The sequence below is a fragment of the Paenibacillus rhizoryzae genome (genome assembly GCF_059686995.1).
Genome location: NZ_JCAALT010000004.1, coordinates 565,996 through 581,260, shown reverse-complemented (window position 1 = coordinate 581,260; position 15,265 = coordinate 565,996). Strand labels below are relative to the sequence as shown.

Sequence of the window (15,265 nt, the reverse complement as noted above, 5' to 3'; positions counted from 1 at the left end):
CGGATGTCAACGACTCATAGTGAGGGGACTGCAGTTTTGTCGGCCCCTAAACCTAAACCTGTATATACGTCGCTATGGAGGCAATCTTTAAGGCGACTGCTCAAGAACAAGCTGGCTGTGTTTGGTTTTGTTGTCGTGGCGTTCATGTTCGCGGCATGCTTCATCGGTCCGTTGTTCTCGCCGTACACGGATAACAAAATCAATATGGCCTTTATGAATAAAGCGCCGAATCTCAAGCACTGGCTGGGCACGGACGCGCTGGGACGCGACGTACTGACCCGTGCACTGCAAGCGGGACGAATTTCTTTGACCGTCGGCTTGGCTTCGATGGTGCTGTCGGTTTTCGTTGGCTCCCTGCTTGGGGTTATTGCCGGCTATTATCGGGGGATCGTCGATCAAATCATCATGCGTCTGGCAGATTTGCTGCTGACGATTCCAAGCCTTCCGCTTCTGTTCATCCTAGGCGCACTGCTGTCAGAGTGGAAAATACCGACGGATTATCGCATGTATATCGTCATGCTGATGCTAAGCATTGTCGGCTGGCCTGGGCTTGCCAGGATGGTTCGCGGCCAGATGCTTAGCCTGCGTGAACGGGAATATATGCAAGCAACCGTCGTCCTCGGTCTTCGTGACCGAAGGAAGCTATTCAATCACTTGTTACCGAACTTGGTACCGCTGCTCATCGTCATTGCCACATTAAACATCGGCGGGGCGATTCTATACGAATCCGTCCTAAGTTATTTCGGACTCGGGGTCATGGCGCCAACACCAACATGGGGCAATATGATCGATGCCGCTAACAATATGATCGACTTTCAAGACCATCCGTGGCTTTGGATTCCGCCCGGTTTCTCGATATTCGCGACTGTCATCGCGATTAATATTTTCGGGGATGGATTAAGGGATGTCTTGGATCCTAAGCAGAAAAGGTAGGTGTACGTGAGCATGGATAACGTACTTGATATAGAGCACTTAAGCACGGTTTTCAAAACCGAGGAAGGTGTCGTTCGAGCTGTAGATGACGTCAGCTTACAGGTTCGCCAAGGCGAGATCGTCTGTATCGTCGGGGAATCAGGCAGCGGGAAGAGCATCACGGCGATGTCGGTGATGGGCTTGGTCGAAGCACCGGCAGGTCAGGTGGTTGGCGGAAGCATTTCATTTCAAGGCGAAAACTTGCTTAGACTGAGCCGCAATGAGCTACGTACCGTTCGTGGCAATGAAATCGCAATGATTTTCCAAGAACCGATGACCTCGCTCAATCCTGTGCTCCGAATCGGGGAGCAGCTGATGGAGCCGTTGATGGAGCATCTTAAGCTCAGCAGGAAAGCTGCGCGGAAGCGGGCAATTGAGCTCATCGGCGAAGTAGGGATTGCGCGCGCGGAGCAAATTGCGGATTCGTATCCGCATGAGCTCAGCGGCGGCATGCTGCAGCGAATCATGATCGCCATCGCGATTTCATGCGGTCCGAAGCTGCTTATCGCCGATGAACCGACGACTGCACTTGACGTTACGATTCAAGCGCAAATTCTCGATATGCTGCGCCGCTTCAAGGACGAATCCAACATGTCCATATTGCTCATTACGCATGATCTTGGCGTCGTGGCGGAGATGGCGGATTATGTCGTGGTCATGTATGCTGGGAAAGTCGTGGAGGAAGGCGAAGTTGTCACCTTGTTCGAAAGTCCGAAGCACCCATACACGCAAGGCTTGCTGAAATCCAAGCCCATTATCAACCAGCGCCAAGAAGAGCTGTATTCCATTCCGGGGCAGGTTCCGAATCCGCTGGAGCTCGTCCCATCCTGCTACTTTCATGACCGGTGTGCGCACTGCATGGACATTTGCAGAACAAAGCAGCCCGAATTGAAGGAAGTCGGAAATGGGCAAAAGGTCGCATGCTGGTTGCATGAGGAGGCGATTGCGTATGTCTGAGCTACAACAACCGTTGCTCGAGGTGAACGGGCTAAAGAAATATTTTCCGATCAAATCCGGTCTGCTCAGCCGCACAGTCGGCAACGTCAAGGCCGTTGACGATATCAGCTTCTCGATTAAGCAGGGCGAAACCTTTGGACTCGTCGGAGAATCCGGAAGCGGGAAAAGCACGGTAGGGCGTACGATCCTGCGACTGACGGACAAAACGGCCGGTGAAGTGAAGTTCAAAGGCGTTGATCTTTATCATTTGCCTCCCGAGGAATTACGCAGACTTCGCCCGAAAATGCAGCTTATTTTCCAGGATCCGTACAGCTCGCTGAATCCCCGCGTTCGTATCGGCGATGCGATTGGCGAGGCGCTGCTCGACCATGGTCTCGTGCCGCAGGAAGAGATACGCGATCGGGTCATGGATGTTCTGGCCGCTTGCGGATTATCGTCCTATCACATCGATCGGTTTCCGCATGAATTCTCAGGCGGTCAGCGCCAGCGCGTCGGCATCGCTCGAGCCCTGGTCTTGAATCCTGATCTGATCATTGCGGACGAGCCGGTCTCTGCACTGGATGTATCCATTCAGGCACAGATTATAAATTTATTTCGCAAGATGCAAGAGACGCAGGGATTAACGTATTTATTCATTTCTCATGATCTAAGTGTCGTCGAGCATTTATGCTCCCATATTGGCGTCATGTACTTGGGCTCGATGATGGAGACCGCTTCGCGCGACGAGCTGTTCCGCAATCCGCTGCATCCGTACACGAAGGCTTTGCTCTCGGCCGTGCCGATCCCGATCCCGAAACTGAAGCGCGAGCGAATCGTGCTGAGCGGGGAGCTGCCGAACCCGGCGGATCCACCGACCGGCTGCAAGTTTCATACTCGCTGTCCCTTTGCGGTAGCCCGTTGCCGTGAGGAAGTGCCGCTGTTCAGAAATGTAGGGAACGATCACAGCGTCGCTTGCCATCTCGTATAACGGAATAAGTATTCAAAAAGAAACCACTCCAGATTAGGAGTGGTTTTTTCACGTAGTTCATCTACCCACGCTATTTTTCAATCCGTTACATAAACTGTAGCTATACACGAATTGTTTGCATGGCCTTCCTAGCCGGGGAGGTCAATTTTTTTGTGATAAGGATTATATAATTCGTTCAAATGGGTCCCTCCAAGTTCGTAATGGCCTGCTCTATTGTTCTAATCCTTAGAACAGCCAAGTTACCCAGTAACTAAGCAAGATCAACGAAACGATTACGGTGACCGGAATGACAACCACGGTCACCTTAAGGTATTGTCCCCAACTGATTTTCACGCCGCCTTTTCGGATAATATGCATCCACATAATCGTAGCCAGCGTTCCGATCGGCAGCAGCAGTGAACCGACGTCACTGCCAATAACGCTTGCCAGATAGGCGATTTTCAGCGTCAGCGGGTCGAGTCCCATATTGGTCAAAGTCAGCGTGCCAACCATCAGAGCAGGGTGATTGTTGAACAAATTGGATAGTACGGTCAGCAGCATGCCCATTAGTACGCTGGCATGCAGCAGACCTCCGGAGACAAGCGGCTGAAGCAAGTGGATGAGCCATTCCGTAAGCCCCAGATTACGCAGTCCATAGATGATCACGTACATACTGAAAGCAAAGATGAGAATATACCAAGGTGTTTTTTTGATCATATCGGTAGGGGGAACTTTCAAGTAAATCCAGCGCCATGTCAGCAGGAAGGCAGAGCCAATAACAGCCATCAAGGAGACCGGGAAATGAAGGAAAGAAGCGACAAACAAACTAACGCGGACACAGAAGACGAAAATCAGCACATTGCGCATGAATTTCGAGCGGGTTTCTTTAGGCACGTCCTCTTTAGGGCCTTTAAGCGGATGGCCGCCCGGTGTTAAACCCCACGGCTGGACTGGGGGTAATTTCTTTGGAAGTGTCTTGTAGAAGATGGCAAATAGGAGCAAAGCCATCAGCGCGAGCCCAAGTGAGGCAGGTACGAACATCATGGCTGTGTGCATGTAGAGATCCATTTGAACGATTTTGAGCGCTATCAGGTTGACGATGTTACTAACGCCGATCGGAGCACTCGATGCTGTTGCGATAAGAGCGCCGGAAAGCAGATAGGGAATCTTTTGATGATTTTTCAGTCCCATGCTCTTTAGCAGCATGAGCAGGATGGGGGTCGTAATCAGAATGCTGCCATCATTGTTGACGAAGAGCGTCATGAGAAAACAAAATAGGTTGGTCAGCCAGAACAGCCTAATACCTGACCCTCGTGCCCGTCTTGTCAGAATTTCAGCTGCCCAGTTGAAGAAACCGAAACTTTCGAGCACGATCGCCATAACAATGGTTGCCATAATCGTGATCGCAGCTCCGCTGATTGTTTCCGTAATGGCTCCTAGGTCCGTCATGGAGACAGTGCCTGTGAGCAAGACGATGAAAGCACCTACGGTTGCCGGTATCGCCTCGTTGACGTTCGGCTTCCAATAGATAAAGCCTATCGTCAGGAAGAAGGTGCAAATTGTAATGATCGCCATTAAGTCGTGCATGAGTTACCTCTCTTCTAGATGTTCTCTATTCTCTCATTCTCCTTTCAAATTTGAATTATCGCCGCAGACCGTCTTGATTCATTTTCATAGATTCGCCTCCTACTAAATTGCTGCTAGAGCAAGGATGTACTGTATTTATATGTACAAGGCAGATGGCTCGCACTGGTCTATATCCCCAACTCTATGAAAACCCACTCCTATCGATTGTTGATGGTTATACCCTGTCGACACTTGTCTGCAAGGGTTAAATGCCTATGTCAGGAGAAAATTTGTCCAGATATAATCCGGGGTTGATCCCAATCGCTGTAGAGCGTTGTAAAGGAGAACGTTTATATGAAGTCGAAAAGAACTGATGGACGAGCATAATTGTGAATCTATGGCCGGACTAGCAGGAGGGATTTCTCATGTTGAGAGGCGTTAAGAGGGGATTGCGATGGCCCAACTCGATCTTTTTCCGTCTGTTACTCGTACTAACTCTAGTGTTTGGACTTGCCTACTTGGTTGGCGTCGTCATGTATTATTGGGGCGTCGATACGGTTCGAGGGGCGATATCGGAGTCGATGCAAGCGCAAGTTATTAACTATAGGGAAAATTTGGAGAAAGAAATCAGTCGCATTCAGACACTGCAGTATGAAACGTTAAACGATGAAAATCTCTATTTGCTAGCTACGATTCCGGGCTCTATGAATAAATATGAACGAAACCAAGCGATCTTAAGGCTGCAGCAGCATCTTAATGCAGTGAAAAGCAGCAGCGCTATGATTGTCGACGTAATCAGCTATATTCCTCCATTTAACTTTAAAGTATCCGCAGAAAATGATTACAATCTCCTAGATGAGAGAGATCTCGCAGCCATAAAAATGAGCAGCAAGAGCATCTCAACCCCTTTTATCCGGGACGAAGACAACTTCATCTTGACGTCTCGTTTCCCTACACCGAGCAGTGGCAACCGAAATCCTCTTTATATTTTGAATATTAAACTCAATAGAAAGACTCTGCAGGAGACACTAAAGCCTGTCATGGTCAGTGACCAGAACGAAAGCGGAGGCTTTCTGATCGGAAATCAAGGCATTCTAGCAGATGTACATGCTGAGGGTGGTGAGTCTCTAAGTTACGGCTTAGCAGATCGTGTGATGCAGCTTTCAAAGGAGAAGGAAGTAGGCAACGTCTCTCTTCGTATCAATGGCAAGCGATACATGGTGTTTTATTCCGTGTCGACAACATTGCATTTGACCGCGGTTAAATATTTGCCTGAATCAGGCGTGTTCCACAAACTGAAGGATTACGTGTATTGGTTCTGGTTATTTACGATCGTGATTGCCGTTCTCATTGCCGTCGTTGGTATATCGATTTATCGAATTATACACCGTCCGTTAATAGAGCTGGTACGCTCGTTCCGCAAAGTAGAATACGGTGAATTTAACATTCAGATCGAACACCGCGGTAACGACGAGTTCAAGTATCTGTACACCCGGTTTAACTTAATGGTGAGAAATCTGAGTACCCTCATCGATCAAGTGTACCGGCAAAAAATATTGGCGCAGCGTGCCGAGCTCAAGCATCTGCAATCACAGATCAGTCCTCATTTTCTATATAACAGCTTCTTTATTCTCCACCACATGGTGAATGCAGAGGACTATGAGAACGTGAGCGTTTTTACGAAACAGCTAGGTAGTTATCTGGAATACGTAACCCGAAGTGCGGATGAAGAGGTGCCGCTTGCAAAAGATATCGAGCATGCTCAAATCTATTGTTTGATTCAAGCACGCCGTTTCCGCAATCGTATTAAAGTAGAATTTGCAGATCTGCCTTTCGATTACCATGCGTTTCGTGTACCGAGACTTATCGTACAGCCTCTTATTGAGAACGTATTCTCGCACGGATTAAAAAACAAAATCAAAGGTGGTCTTCTTCAGGTATCCTTTCACACAAGTCATGGGATGTTATTGATTTCAATTGAGGATAACGGTGATGAAATAACACCGAAAGAAGCAGCGCAGCTAAACTCGCTCTTGACCGAGCATTGGAATGAAGAGCAAGAAACGACGGGGCTGCTTAATGTTCATCGTCGTCTTCGACTGAAATTTGGCAAGAATAGCGGAATCTCCGTATCCATAGGTGCATTGGGCGGACTAAAGGTGACGGCTGCGATTAAATTGGAGGGGGCAGATGCTGATGAACCGGATGCTGATCGTTGATGACGAGCCCGATATTGTCGATGGCTTGTATATGATGTTGTCACAGGCTACTCATCTGGAACTGGATGTATATAAAGCCTACTCTGCTTATGAAGCGATGGATTGGCTGAACCGCACGCAAATCGATATTGTCATGTCGGATATTCAAATGCCTGGTATGAATGGGATACAGCTGGTAGAGAAAATTAGGCAGCGTTGGCCAAATTGTAAAATCATATTTTTAACCGGCTATAACAGTTTCGATTTTGCGTACACGGCGATTAGGCAGGAAGTGGACGGCTATATACTGAAAACCGAAGGCTTTGAGAAAATAACGGAGCTCGTGGAGAAGACGCTGACTAAAATTCAACAAGACATTCGGATCGCGGATTTGCTTCAAGCCTCCCGGGAAGGGATGCGTGATGTGATTCCGCTTATGCAGCGCGAGTTCTGGATGGACATGCTTCATGGGGAGCCGATGAATGGGGATGAACGACGTGAGAAGTTTATTGAGCTGGGAATCGACATGGACCCGATTCAGGCGGTTCAGCTCGTTGTAGGACGAATTGATCAACTTCCCAAAACACAATCTGCGCTAGAGAAGATGCGAATGTTCTTTACCTTGCACTTCTTGGCAGGCAAGTGCATCTCGCAGGAATTGATACGGATGCACAGCGTCTGTGAGCGCTCGATCATGGTGTGGTTCATTCAAGCCGCAGGGGATGAAGGTTCGCCGGATCAATACGAGCAAAATGCGCTGTACATCAAAGGATCGTTGGAAGCATATCAGAAGCTTTGCTTCGAATCGCTTGGACTTTCTATATCATTTGTAGTGGATACGTGTCCAGCCGGATGGGAGGAAGTCGCTCGCAGATATGACGAGGTTCGCACGGCCTTCTATACGGATTCGGGCTCCGGAATGAATATCTATCTGCTGCCGATCAAGCGGAAATTCGCAGACATAGCAGAGATGAACAGCCTGCAGACGCAGCCGAGACATAAATGGCTGTCTACATTGGAAACCTGTCTCGAGAGCGGGCACCGTGAGGAGTTTCATAAGCTACTACTACGGATAACAGAAGGAGTACAGCCGAACTATATTGGTGTCTCACCCTACGATATGGAGCTTAACTGTGCCATTAATCTCATGTTTCTGTCATACGTCAACCGCAGACAGCTGCGGGATAAGATAGGATCCGCAATTAATCTGAATAAACTGATGGCTGCTGATCCGCGCTTGGATTGGAGACAAGCCAGCGATTATTATGGACTGCTTGCCGATGCGCTGTTTGATTTGCGCCGGAATGAAGATGAGAGCCGAACTATCTCGGCGATGAATCAGACGAAACAGTATATCCATGAGCACCTCGGTGAGGATTTATCCCTTGTAACGCTGGCTGAAAGGGTTCATTTTAATCCATCTTATCTATCTCGGTTATTTAAGCAGACTACTGGGACAAATCTGCTTGCCTACATCAACGAGGCTAGATTGGCAAAGGCAAAGGAGCTGCTTGGCAGCACTACAATGAAGGTTCATGAAATTGCCGCAGCAGTCGGCTGCGTGTCGCCGGCCTATTTCACACAGTTTTTCAAAAAAGCATTTCATATTAGCCCGCAGGAATTTCGTGAGATGCGTTATAAAGAAGTCAATAAACATTAAGAAAGTAAAAAATTCAGTTGTATCGCCAGTTGTAAGCGCTCTCTTATAATCTAGTCATAGAGCGAGTGCACTCGTTCTCCAAATACGAATTGTATGGAGGGAAACCGATGAGGGCAGTGTTTAGGCAGACCGCATTCGCAGCGATGATTATGATCCTAGTTGTGATGGCAGCTTGCAGCAGCAATAACGGTTCGAATTCAAATTCGAAAGCTGCTGCTGATTCATCTAATAACAGCGGTAATTCCGATGCATCGACTGCAAGCACAGACAACACTGGCAGCCCAGACAATGTATCGTCATCCGTGGTAGACCCTTTAGGCAAATATGACCCACCGATTGAAATCACAACAGGCCGATCGATTCCGGACGGCACAGTGTTTGCCGATGGAGAGAATATCGATGATAACGTCTGGACGAAGGAAGAGCAGGAGAAGCTTGGTATCAAAGTGAAGAATGCTTGGACGGTGCCGGTCGGCCAATACGACCAAAAATTAAATGTGACCATCGCATCCGGAGACATACCGGATTTCATGAGAGTAAACGGCACGCAGTTAAACAATTTGGTGGAATCGGGATTAATCGAGGACTTAACAGATATATTACCGCAATATTCCTCCGATATATTGACGAATACGATTGCGGAGGATCCGTTTGCGATCAAGTCGGCTACATTTGACGGAAAAGTAATGGCGCTTCCGCTCCCCGGTTCACCGGCCATGGGCGAGAGCAATCTATGGGTTCGTGAGGATTGGCTGGAGAAGCTGAATCTGAAGGATCCTCAGACATTGGATGATGTCGCCGCGATTGCAAAAGCATTCGTGGAGAATGATCCGGACGGCAACGGTAAGAAGGATACATTCGGTCTTGGAATAACGAAGGATTTGTGGGGCGGACTCGCTTCGTTAGAAGGTTTCTTCTCCGCTTATCATCAATATCCGACCATTTGGATCAAAGATGAGAATGGCAAGGCGGCATTCGGCGGCATACAGCCGGAAGTTAAGACTGTGCTATCGAAGCTGCAGGATATGTATAAAAACGGACTAATGGACACCGAATTCGGCGTTAAAGACTCAGGCAAGGTTTCCGAATCGATCGCTTCGAACCAGATTGGGCTCTACTATGGCACATGGTGGAATCCGTATTATCCGCTCCAAGATGCGCTTAATAAGAATCCGTCTATGCGCTGGAGACATATCGCGCTCGTGTCGACGGACAGTCAGCAGGCATTGTCGCCGGGTAATTTCTCGACTTCCGGCTATTATGTTGTACGTAAGGGAGCAGAACATCCGGAAGCCATCGTGAAAATGGCCAATTATTTATTGACCAAATATTACGTGAATAACGAAGTAGTTTCACTCCAAGGTAAGTATAGCGGCATAGCAATATGGAATTATCCGTCACTTTGGATTGAGCCGCCCACCAAAAACGTCGCCATCCAGCAACGAATTAAGAAAGCATTGGAGAGTAAAGATGAGTCGAACTTGACGCCTGACGATCAAAACAACCTAAGTTTACAACGACAATTTACTGACGGTGGCGACGTGAAGCAGTGGGCGCAATTCGGAGCTTTCGGGCCAAATGGAACACTTGATCTCGTGAAGCAGATTATCGATAATAACTTGGTTCAATTAACCGTATTTAACTCCGCTCCAACTCCGACTATGGTTGAGAAGATGTCGGCACTAAATAAACTGCAGTTGGAAACGTACACGAAAATCATTATGGGTGTATCATCCGTGGATGATTTCGATAAGTTCGTGTCCGATTGGAAGAAGTTCGGTGGTGACAAAATCACAGAGGAAGTTAACGATTGGTACGCCAAAAATCAGTAAGCGCAAAGCATAGAGCAGGAACGGGATTCGGCAGTCTTCTGTTTAGCCGCCGCATCCCTTTCACCTGTTCATTCCGATTTGCCGTAAATGGAGGGCTGTTATGGCTAGAAAATGGAGACTCGAGCTTCCGCTGCTGATTATGCTGTTGCCCGGCGTCGTCCTTGTGCTGATCTACAGCTATGGACCGATGGTTGGCATTATAATCGCCTTTGAGAAGTTTATCCCATCGAAAGGAATGTTCGGCTCTAAATGGATTGGACTGGACAATTTCCGTCAGTTGCTTGATATCCCGAATTTTTTTCAGGTATTCTGGAATACGGTGTTTATCGCCGTTATGAAGATCATTGCCGGCCTTATCGTGCCTTTAGTCTTTGCGCTGTTGCTGAATGAGGTGCGACACACCCTCTTCAAGAGGAGCATTCAAACGCTTGTGTATTTGCCGCATTTCATGTCATGGGTAATTTTAAGCGGGATATTAATTGATATTCTCTCTCCAAACGATGGGCTTGTTAACCATCTCATTAAATCATTCGGAATGAAGCCGATCTTCTTCCTAGGTAATCCCCATTGGTTCCCTTATACACTTATCGTATCTGATGTGTGGAAAGAATTCGGATTTGGCACCATTATTTATTTGGCCGCATTAACAGGCATCGATCCGACTCGTTATGAGGCAGCGGTAATCGATGGCGCGAGCAGGTGGCGGCAGACGGTGCATGTGACTTTACCCGGTATCCGTTCGGTCACTGTACTGCTTACTGTGCTAAGCCTCGGCAACGTATTGAACGCCGGCTTCGATCAGGTATTTAACCTGTATAGTCCAGTTGTCTACGGCACGGGTGACATTATTGATACATTGGTTTATCGGACAGGTCTGATTGATGCTCAATATGGATTAGCGACGGCAGTCGGGTTACTCAAATCCGTTATCTCATTTGTACTGATCGTAATCTCTTATCGATTGGCATTCCGATTTGCCAATTACCGCATTTTCTAAATTAGGAGGCCTTTATCATGTGGCAATATCCTACGATGGGCCGTAAAGTATTTCTTGCGATAAACGCCGTTGTACTGCTTTTCGTCGCGTTGCTCTGTTTGCTGCCGATTATTAATATTCTAGCTGTATCATTCAGTTCCAGCGCATCTGCAGCAACAGGTAAAGTCGGATTATGGCCGATTGATTTTACAATCAGCTCCTATAAATTTGTTGGAGGGCGCCATGAGTTTTTCACGTCATTTTTTATCTCAGTCAAACGAGTCGCAATTGGCGTACCCATAAATATGATTCTGACCATTCTGATTGCATACCCATTGTCGAAGGAAGTGAATAAATTTCGGCTGCGCAGTGTATTTGTCTGGTTTTTCCTCATCACCATTCTATTTAATGGTGGGCTCATTCCTTGGTACATGACGGTGAAGCAAACGGGAATACTTGATTCCACCTGGGCGTTAATATTGCCTGGGGCTGTGCCGGTGTTCAACTGTATCCTCCTCCTTAATTTCTTTCGGGAGCTGCCGAAAGAGCTGGAGGAAGCTGCATTTATCGATGGAGCAGGGCATTATACGACCTTAATAAAGGTGTTTGTTCCCATATCCGTACCAGCTATTGCGACATTGACACTGTTTAGCATCGTAGGCCACTGGAACTCTTGGTTTGATGGTCTGATCTTGATGAACAAGCCTCAGCATTATCCGCTGCAAAGCTACTTGCAAACGGTTATTGTTAAATTCGATTCTACGCTGCTTAACAGCGTGTCCTCGGACCAGGTGAAGATGCTAAGCCAAATTTCAAATAAAACGACGCAAGCTGCCCAAATTTTCATAGCTGCATTGCCAATATTAGTTGTTTATCCACTCTTACAGCGTTATTTCATTTCCGGTATCGTGCTTGGGAGCGTGAAAGGATAAAGTTTGTTGAATGACAAAGAAACAGCTGCTCAGACATGAAGTTGTCTGGGCGGCTGTTCTTTTTTTGTCGCTTCTTTGTTTTTTGTTTAGTGCAAATGACCCTGTGGTGTAATATGTATTCGGGATAAAAGATATACAAATTTTCCAATTAGTTCTTTCGTAGGAAAAAAGTTGCGAAATATTGTCGATAATGTTACAATTCGTATCATAAGTCATATATTAATTAGGAGGATTGAAGAAATGAAACTGAGGTTAAGTTGGAAAAAAACGGTTATTTCCGTACTTGTAATTATGTTTACATTTTCGATGGGGGTATATGCTTCAACAGATTACCATGTGTTTCTAAATGGTAAACAAGTGAATATCGCTGACATTAAAGTCATTAATGGTACTACCTATGTTCCTCTTAAAGCTGTAGCTGAATTATTTCATGAAACAGTAAATATTGACTCGAAGATGCAGACGATTTATCTCAAAGACATCCCGAAACCGACGGATAGAGTGGTATTTCTAGGTGACTCGATTACGAAGCATGGCGTGTGGAATGATTATTTCCCGAACAAAAATACGGTCAATAAAGGCGTTGCTGGTGAAGGAATTAAAGATGTCATGAACAGATTAAGTGATATTTATGCCCTGAATCCACAAAAAATAGTGTTACTTATAGGCATCAATGACGTCTTGTACTCTCCGATAATGGAGGTGACGAGCCGATATGAGACCCTACTGAAGCAACTGCAATCCAATTTACCTAGGACGGAAATATTAGTAGAGTCACTATTGCCAATTAATGAAAAACTCGCCATTGTAAAATACCCAAATATTAAACTACATTCAAATGATCAAATTAATACATTTAATAAGTTTGCAGCTTCCATTTCAAAGAAATTGGGCTTGCCCTTTGTTGACATTCACCCGACCTTGATGAATGCAGATGGGAATTTAAGTACGACATACACAGAAGATGGCTTACATATTAATCAGGCAGGATATTTAAAGTTGAAGGAACAAATTAAAGCATTTATAGAGCAAGATTAATAATAGAGAAGAAGCGATGGTACGCCTAAGCGGCGCGGCCATCGCTTTTTTGTCATGTGGAGGCAGGACATGAAAAATATCATCTTGTTGGACCGCAACAAACCGATCTACCAAGGAAACTTACACCTTCACACGACCTGTTCAGATGGTCGGTTGCCTGCCGCGGATGTCGTTCGAGCTTTCAAGGAGAAAGGCTACCATTTCATTTCTCTCAGCGATCATGATATCTATACACGTACCGAGGAGTTCAACACGCCTGACTTTATTACCATTCCGGGGAGAGGGGGGAGAGCTGAACCAGGTTTCGGACAAAAATCCAGGGTATCACTCCGAATGAACGTGAGGTTATTCATGCCGAGCTTCAAGACGTCAACTGAAAAGTAATGCCAACCCGGTGGATTTGGGATACAATACCAATTGAGAGTTGGGCATATTATTTTGATCTGTATTGCAGCTTTTCTATATGGCATCTGGTATGTTGCAGCTCCTATATTCGGCTCGAACGTCTCTTCTTGGAACGGTGAATTATTCGATGCCATGCTGGAGTATGTAGGTAACGGTCCCTTAGTCATGAGCAGGTTCGCACTAATTATAGGCATTTGCTATCTGGTTGCCGCAGAGTTTGAACGGCCAATCGCCAAGATGATGAACCCAATTAAGACCAATTGGAACGAATTTGGCGGCAAGGATAACCAGGATAAATCATAATGTTGAGAGGCGGTTCCACAATGACAAGAACAGAGCTGCGCCTGCCTAGAAGCCGGCCGGAAGAGCTGGGCATCCATCCGCAGGCGATTACGAATTTGCTGAATGAGTGGCAGAAGCGTCAAATCGAAATTCACAGCCTAATGATAATGCGAGACGGTCAAGTAGCGGCCGAGGGCTGGTGGGCGCCTTACGCGCGTCAGCTTCCGCATATGCTGTTCTCGCTCAGCAAGAGCTTCACTTCTACTGCCATTGGAATGGCCGCGATGGAGGGGCTGTTAACCCTTGATGACACCGTCATCTCTTATTTCCCGGAGGAGACGCCGCAGGACCCATCGCCGAATCTGCAAGCGATGCGCATTCGCCATTTGCTCATGATGGGAACCGGCAATGATACGGACACCATTGTTAATCTCTTAACTAGTGAGGACGGTAATTGGATTCGTGCTTTTCTGCATGCCCCTGTGGAGCGGGAGCCGGGTACTCATTTCGTCTATAACAGCGGAGCGACTTATATGCTGTCGGCGATTCTTCAGAAGGTAAGCGGACAGAAGCTGCTCGATTATTTGCAGCCTCGCTTGTTCGAACCGCTGGGGATTATAGGGGCGACATGGGGCGAATGTCCTCGTGGAATCAATATCGGCGGTTGGGGATTGGCGCTGACTACGGAAGGCGTTGCCAAGTTTGGCCAGCTCTACTTGCAGAAAGGAGTCTGGGAGGGCAAGCGCCTTATCTCCGAGGCTTGGATCGACGAAGCCACTTCGAAGCAAATCGACAATGGCGATGGCGGAGATAACGAGTGGGCGCAGGGCTATGGCTATCAATTCTGGCAATGCCGCTTCGGTGCGTACCGCGGGGACGGCGCATTCGGCCAGTTCTGCATCGTCATGCCGGAGCAAGATATGGTGATCGCCATCACAAGCAGCACGAATGACATGCAGGGCGTACTGGATGCCATTTGGACGCATATTCTCCCTGTGCTCGAGGATCGACCGCTTCCTCTGGGGGCAAACGGCGATCAAGCCGCGCAGCTATCCACGCAGCTGGCATCGTTATCTCTTAATCCGCCAACCTTCAGTGAGAGCTCTGCACAGGAGGAACTTATATCCGGCAAAAGCTACCGGCTGGATGAGAACCCGCAGCAGTGGGAATCTCTCACCCTCAGCTTTGGGAGAAACGAGGCTGTACTTACATTTGAAGGATCCAAAGGCCAATATACCGTGAATTGCGGACGCGGTACTTGGAAGGAAGGCAGCGGCAGGCTCCTTCAACCGGAACCTAGCGCGGTAGGCGAGCAACGTACGATGTCCAGCTTTACTTGGCAGGAGCAAGACAAACTTATCCTGACCGTACGTTTCGTTGAAGCGCCATTCATAGTGACTTTGGAGCTTCGATTCGAGGAGCAAGAGCTGGAGCTTAGCTACCGGCAAAATGTTTCTTTCGTATCGACCGATACGAACACCGTACGAGGAATCAGCTAGTT

13 protein-coding genes are annotated in these 15,265 nt (G+C 47.4%); 12 read left to right on the top strand and 1 reads right to left on the bottom strand.

The window, feature by feature from the left end; all coding sequences use genetic code 11:
• Positions 1–3 precede the first annotated feature (3 nt).
• The 3 genes from opp4C to AC6ESO_RS15030 are packed head-to-tail and all read left to right on the top strand — an operon-like array spanning position 4 to position 2,896.
• The gene (opp4C, locus tag AC6ESO_RS15040) at positions 4–933 is read left to right on the top strand and encodes an oligopeptide ABC transporter permease (RefSeq protein ID WP_497092046.1); all 930 of its coding nucleotides are present in this window, start codon (positions 4–6) and stop codon (positions 931–933) included.
• A gap of 12 nt (positions 934–945) precedes the next feature.
• Positions 946–1,929, top strand: coding sequence for an ABC transporter ATP-binding protein (locus AC6ESO_RS15035; RefSeq protein WP_497092045.1), 984 nt, complete (start codon positions 946–948; stop codon positions 1,927–1,929).
• Positions 1,922–2,896 carry an ABC transporter ATP-binding protein gene (locus tag AC6ESO_RS15030; protein WP_497092044.1) on the top strand — a complete coding sequence of 325 codons (975 nt, stop codon included), beginning with the start codon at positions 1,922–1,924 and terminating at the stop codon, positions 2,894–2,896. Before AC6ESO_RS15035 ends, AC6ESO_RS15030 begins: the two co-directional genes overlap by 8 nt.
• 225 nt (positions 2,897–3,121) lie before the next feature.
• Here the strand turns inward: AC6ESO_RS15030 and AC6ESO_RS15025 are convergent, their stop codons facing one another.
• Positions 3,122–4,462 carry an arsenic transporter gene (locus AC6ESO_RS15025; RefSeq protein WP_497092043.1) on the bottom strand — a complete coding sequence of 447 codons (1,341 nt, stop codon included), beginning with the start codon at positions 4,460–4,462 and terminating at the stop codon, positions 3,122–3,124.
• A 404-nt stretch (positions 4,463–4,866) separates the two neighbouring features.
• Here AC6ESO_RS15025 and AC6ESO_RS15020 point away from each other — a divergent pair, with 404 nt between their 5' ends.
• From AC6ESO_RS15020 to AC6ESO_RS14980, 9 genes are all read left to right on the top strand, one after another.
• The gene (locus tag AC6ESO_RS15020; RefSeq protein WP_497092042.1) at positions 4,867–6,660 is read left to right on the top strand and encodes a sensor histidine kinase; all 1,794 of its coding nucleotides are present in this window, start codon (positions 4,867–4,869) and stop codon (positions 6,658–6,660) included.
• Positions 6,638–8,299, top strand: a complete 1,662-nt coding sequence (locus tag AC6ESO_RS15015) for a response regulator transcription factor (RefSeq protein ID WP_497092041.1) — start codon at positions 6,638–6,640, stop codon at positions 8,297–8,299. The genes AC6ESO_RS15020 and AC6ESO_RS15015 overlap by 23 nt, the downstream gene beginning before the upstream one ends.
• 107 nt (positions 8,300–8,406) lie before the next feature.
• Positions 8,407–10,131, top strand: a complete 1,725-nt coding sequence (locus AC6ESO_RS15010) for an extracellular solute-binding protein (protein ID WP_497092040.1) — start codon at positions 8,407–8,409, stop codon at positions 10,129–10,131.
• A gap of 100 nt (positions 10,132–10,231) precedes the next feature.
• Positions 10,232–11,128: an ABC transporter permease gene (locus tag AC6ESO_RS15005; protein WP_497092039.1), complete on the top strand. Its 897-nt coding sequence runs from the start codon at positions 10,232–10,234 to the stop codon at positions 11,126–11,128.
• A gap of 17 nt (positions 11,129–11,145) precedes the next feature.
• On the top strand, positions 11,146–12,039 hold the full coding sequence (locus AC6ESO_RS15000) for a carbohydrate ABC transporter permease (RefSeq protein WP_497092038.1): 894 nt from the start codon (positions 11,146–11,148) through the stop codon (positions 12,037–12,039).
• A gap of 240 nt (positions 12,040–12,279) precedes the next feature.
• On the top strand, positions 12,280–13,077 hold the full coding sequence (locus AC6ESO_RS14995; protein WP_497092037.1) for a GDSL-type esterase/lipase family protein: 798 nt from the start codon (positions 12,280–12,282) through the stop codon (positions 13,075–13,077).
• Positions 13,078–13,146: 69 nt separating this feature from the next.
• Positions 13,147–13,461: a PHP domain-containing protein gene (locus AC6ESO_RS14990; protein ID WP_497092036.1), complete on the top strand. Its 315-nt coding sequence runs from the start codon at positions 13,147–13,149 to the stop codon at positions 13,459–13,461.
• Positions 13,462–13,494: 33 nt separating this feature from the next.
• Positions 13,495–13,785: a hypothetical protein gene (locus AC6ESO_RS14985; protein WP_497092035.1), complete on the top strand. Its 291-nt coding sequence runs from the start codon at positions 13,495–13,497 to the stop codon at positions 13,783–13,785.
• 20 nt (positions 13,786–13,805) lie between these two features.
• Positions 13,806–15,263 carry a serine hydrolase domain-containing protein gene (locus AC6ESO_RS14980; protein WP_497092034.1) on the top strand — a complete coding sequence of 486 codons (1,458 nt, stop codon included), beginning with the start codon at positions 13,806–13,808 and terminating at the stop codon, positions 15,261–15,263.
• Positions 15,264–15,265: the final 2 nt, after the last annotated feature.

Coding starts and splice junctions, on each gene's coding strand:
- opp4C (WP_497092046.1), top strand. CDS start 4: ATGTCAACGACTCATAGTGAGGGGACTGCAGTTTTGTCGGCCCCTAAA.
- AC6ESO_RS15035 (WP_497092045.1), top strand. CDS start 946: ATGGATAACGTACTTGATATAGAGCACTTAAGCACGGTTTTCAAAACC.
- AC6ESO_RS15030 (WP_497092044.1), top strand. CDS start 1,922: ATGTCTGAGCTACAACAACCGTTGCTCGAGGTGAACGGGCTAAAGAAA.
- AC6ESO_RS15025 (WP_497092043.1), bottom strand. CDS start 4,462: ATGCACGACTTAATGGCGATCATTACAATTTGCACCTTCTTCCTGACG.
- AC6ESO_RS15020 (WP_497092042.1), top strand. CDS start 4,867: ATGTTGAGAGGCGTTAAGAGGGGATTGCGATGGCCCAACTCGATCTTT.
- AC6ESO_RS15015 (WP_497092041.1), top strand. CDS start 6,638: ATGAACCGGATGCTGATCGTTGATGACGAGCCCGATATTGTCGATGGC.
- AC6ESO_RS15010 (WP_497092040.1), top strand. CDS start 8,407: ATGAGGGCAGTGTTTAGGCAGACCGCATTCGCAGCGATGATTATGATC.
- AC6ESO_RS15005 (WP_497092039.1), top strand. CDS start 10,232: ATGGCTAGAAAATGGAGACTCGAGCTTCCGCTGCTGATTATGCTGTTG.
- AC6ESO_RS15000 (WP_497092038.1), top strand. CDS start 11,146: ATGTGGCAATATCCTACGATGGGCCGTAAAGTATTTCTTGCGATAAAC.
- AC6ESO_RS14995 (WP_497092037.1), top strand. CDS start 12,280: ATGAAACTGAGGTTAAGTTGGAAAAAAACGGTTATTTCCGTACTTGTA.
- AC6ESO_RS14990 (WP_497092036.1), top strand. CDS start 13,147: ATGAAAAATATCATCTTGTTGGACCGCAACAAACCGATCTACCAAGGA.
- AC6ESO_RS14980 (WP_497092034.1), top strand. CDS start 13,806: ATGACAAGAACAGAGCTGCGCCTGCCTAGAAGCCGGCCGGAAGAGCTG.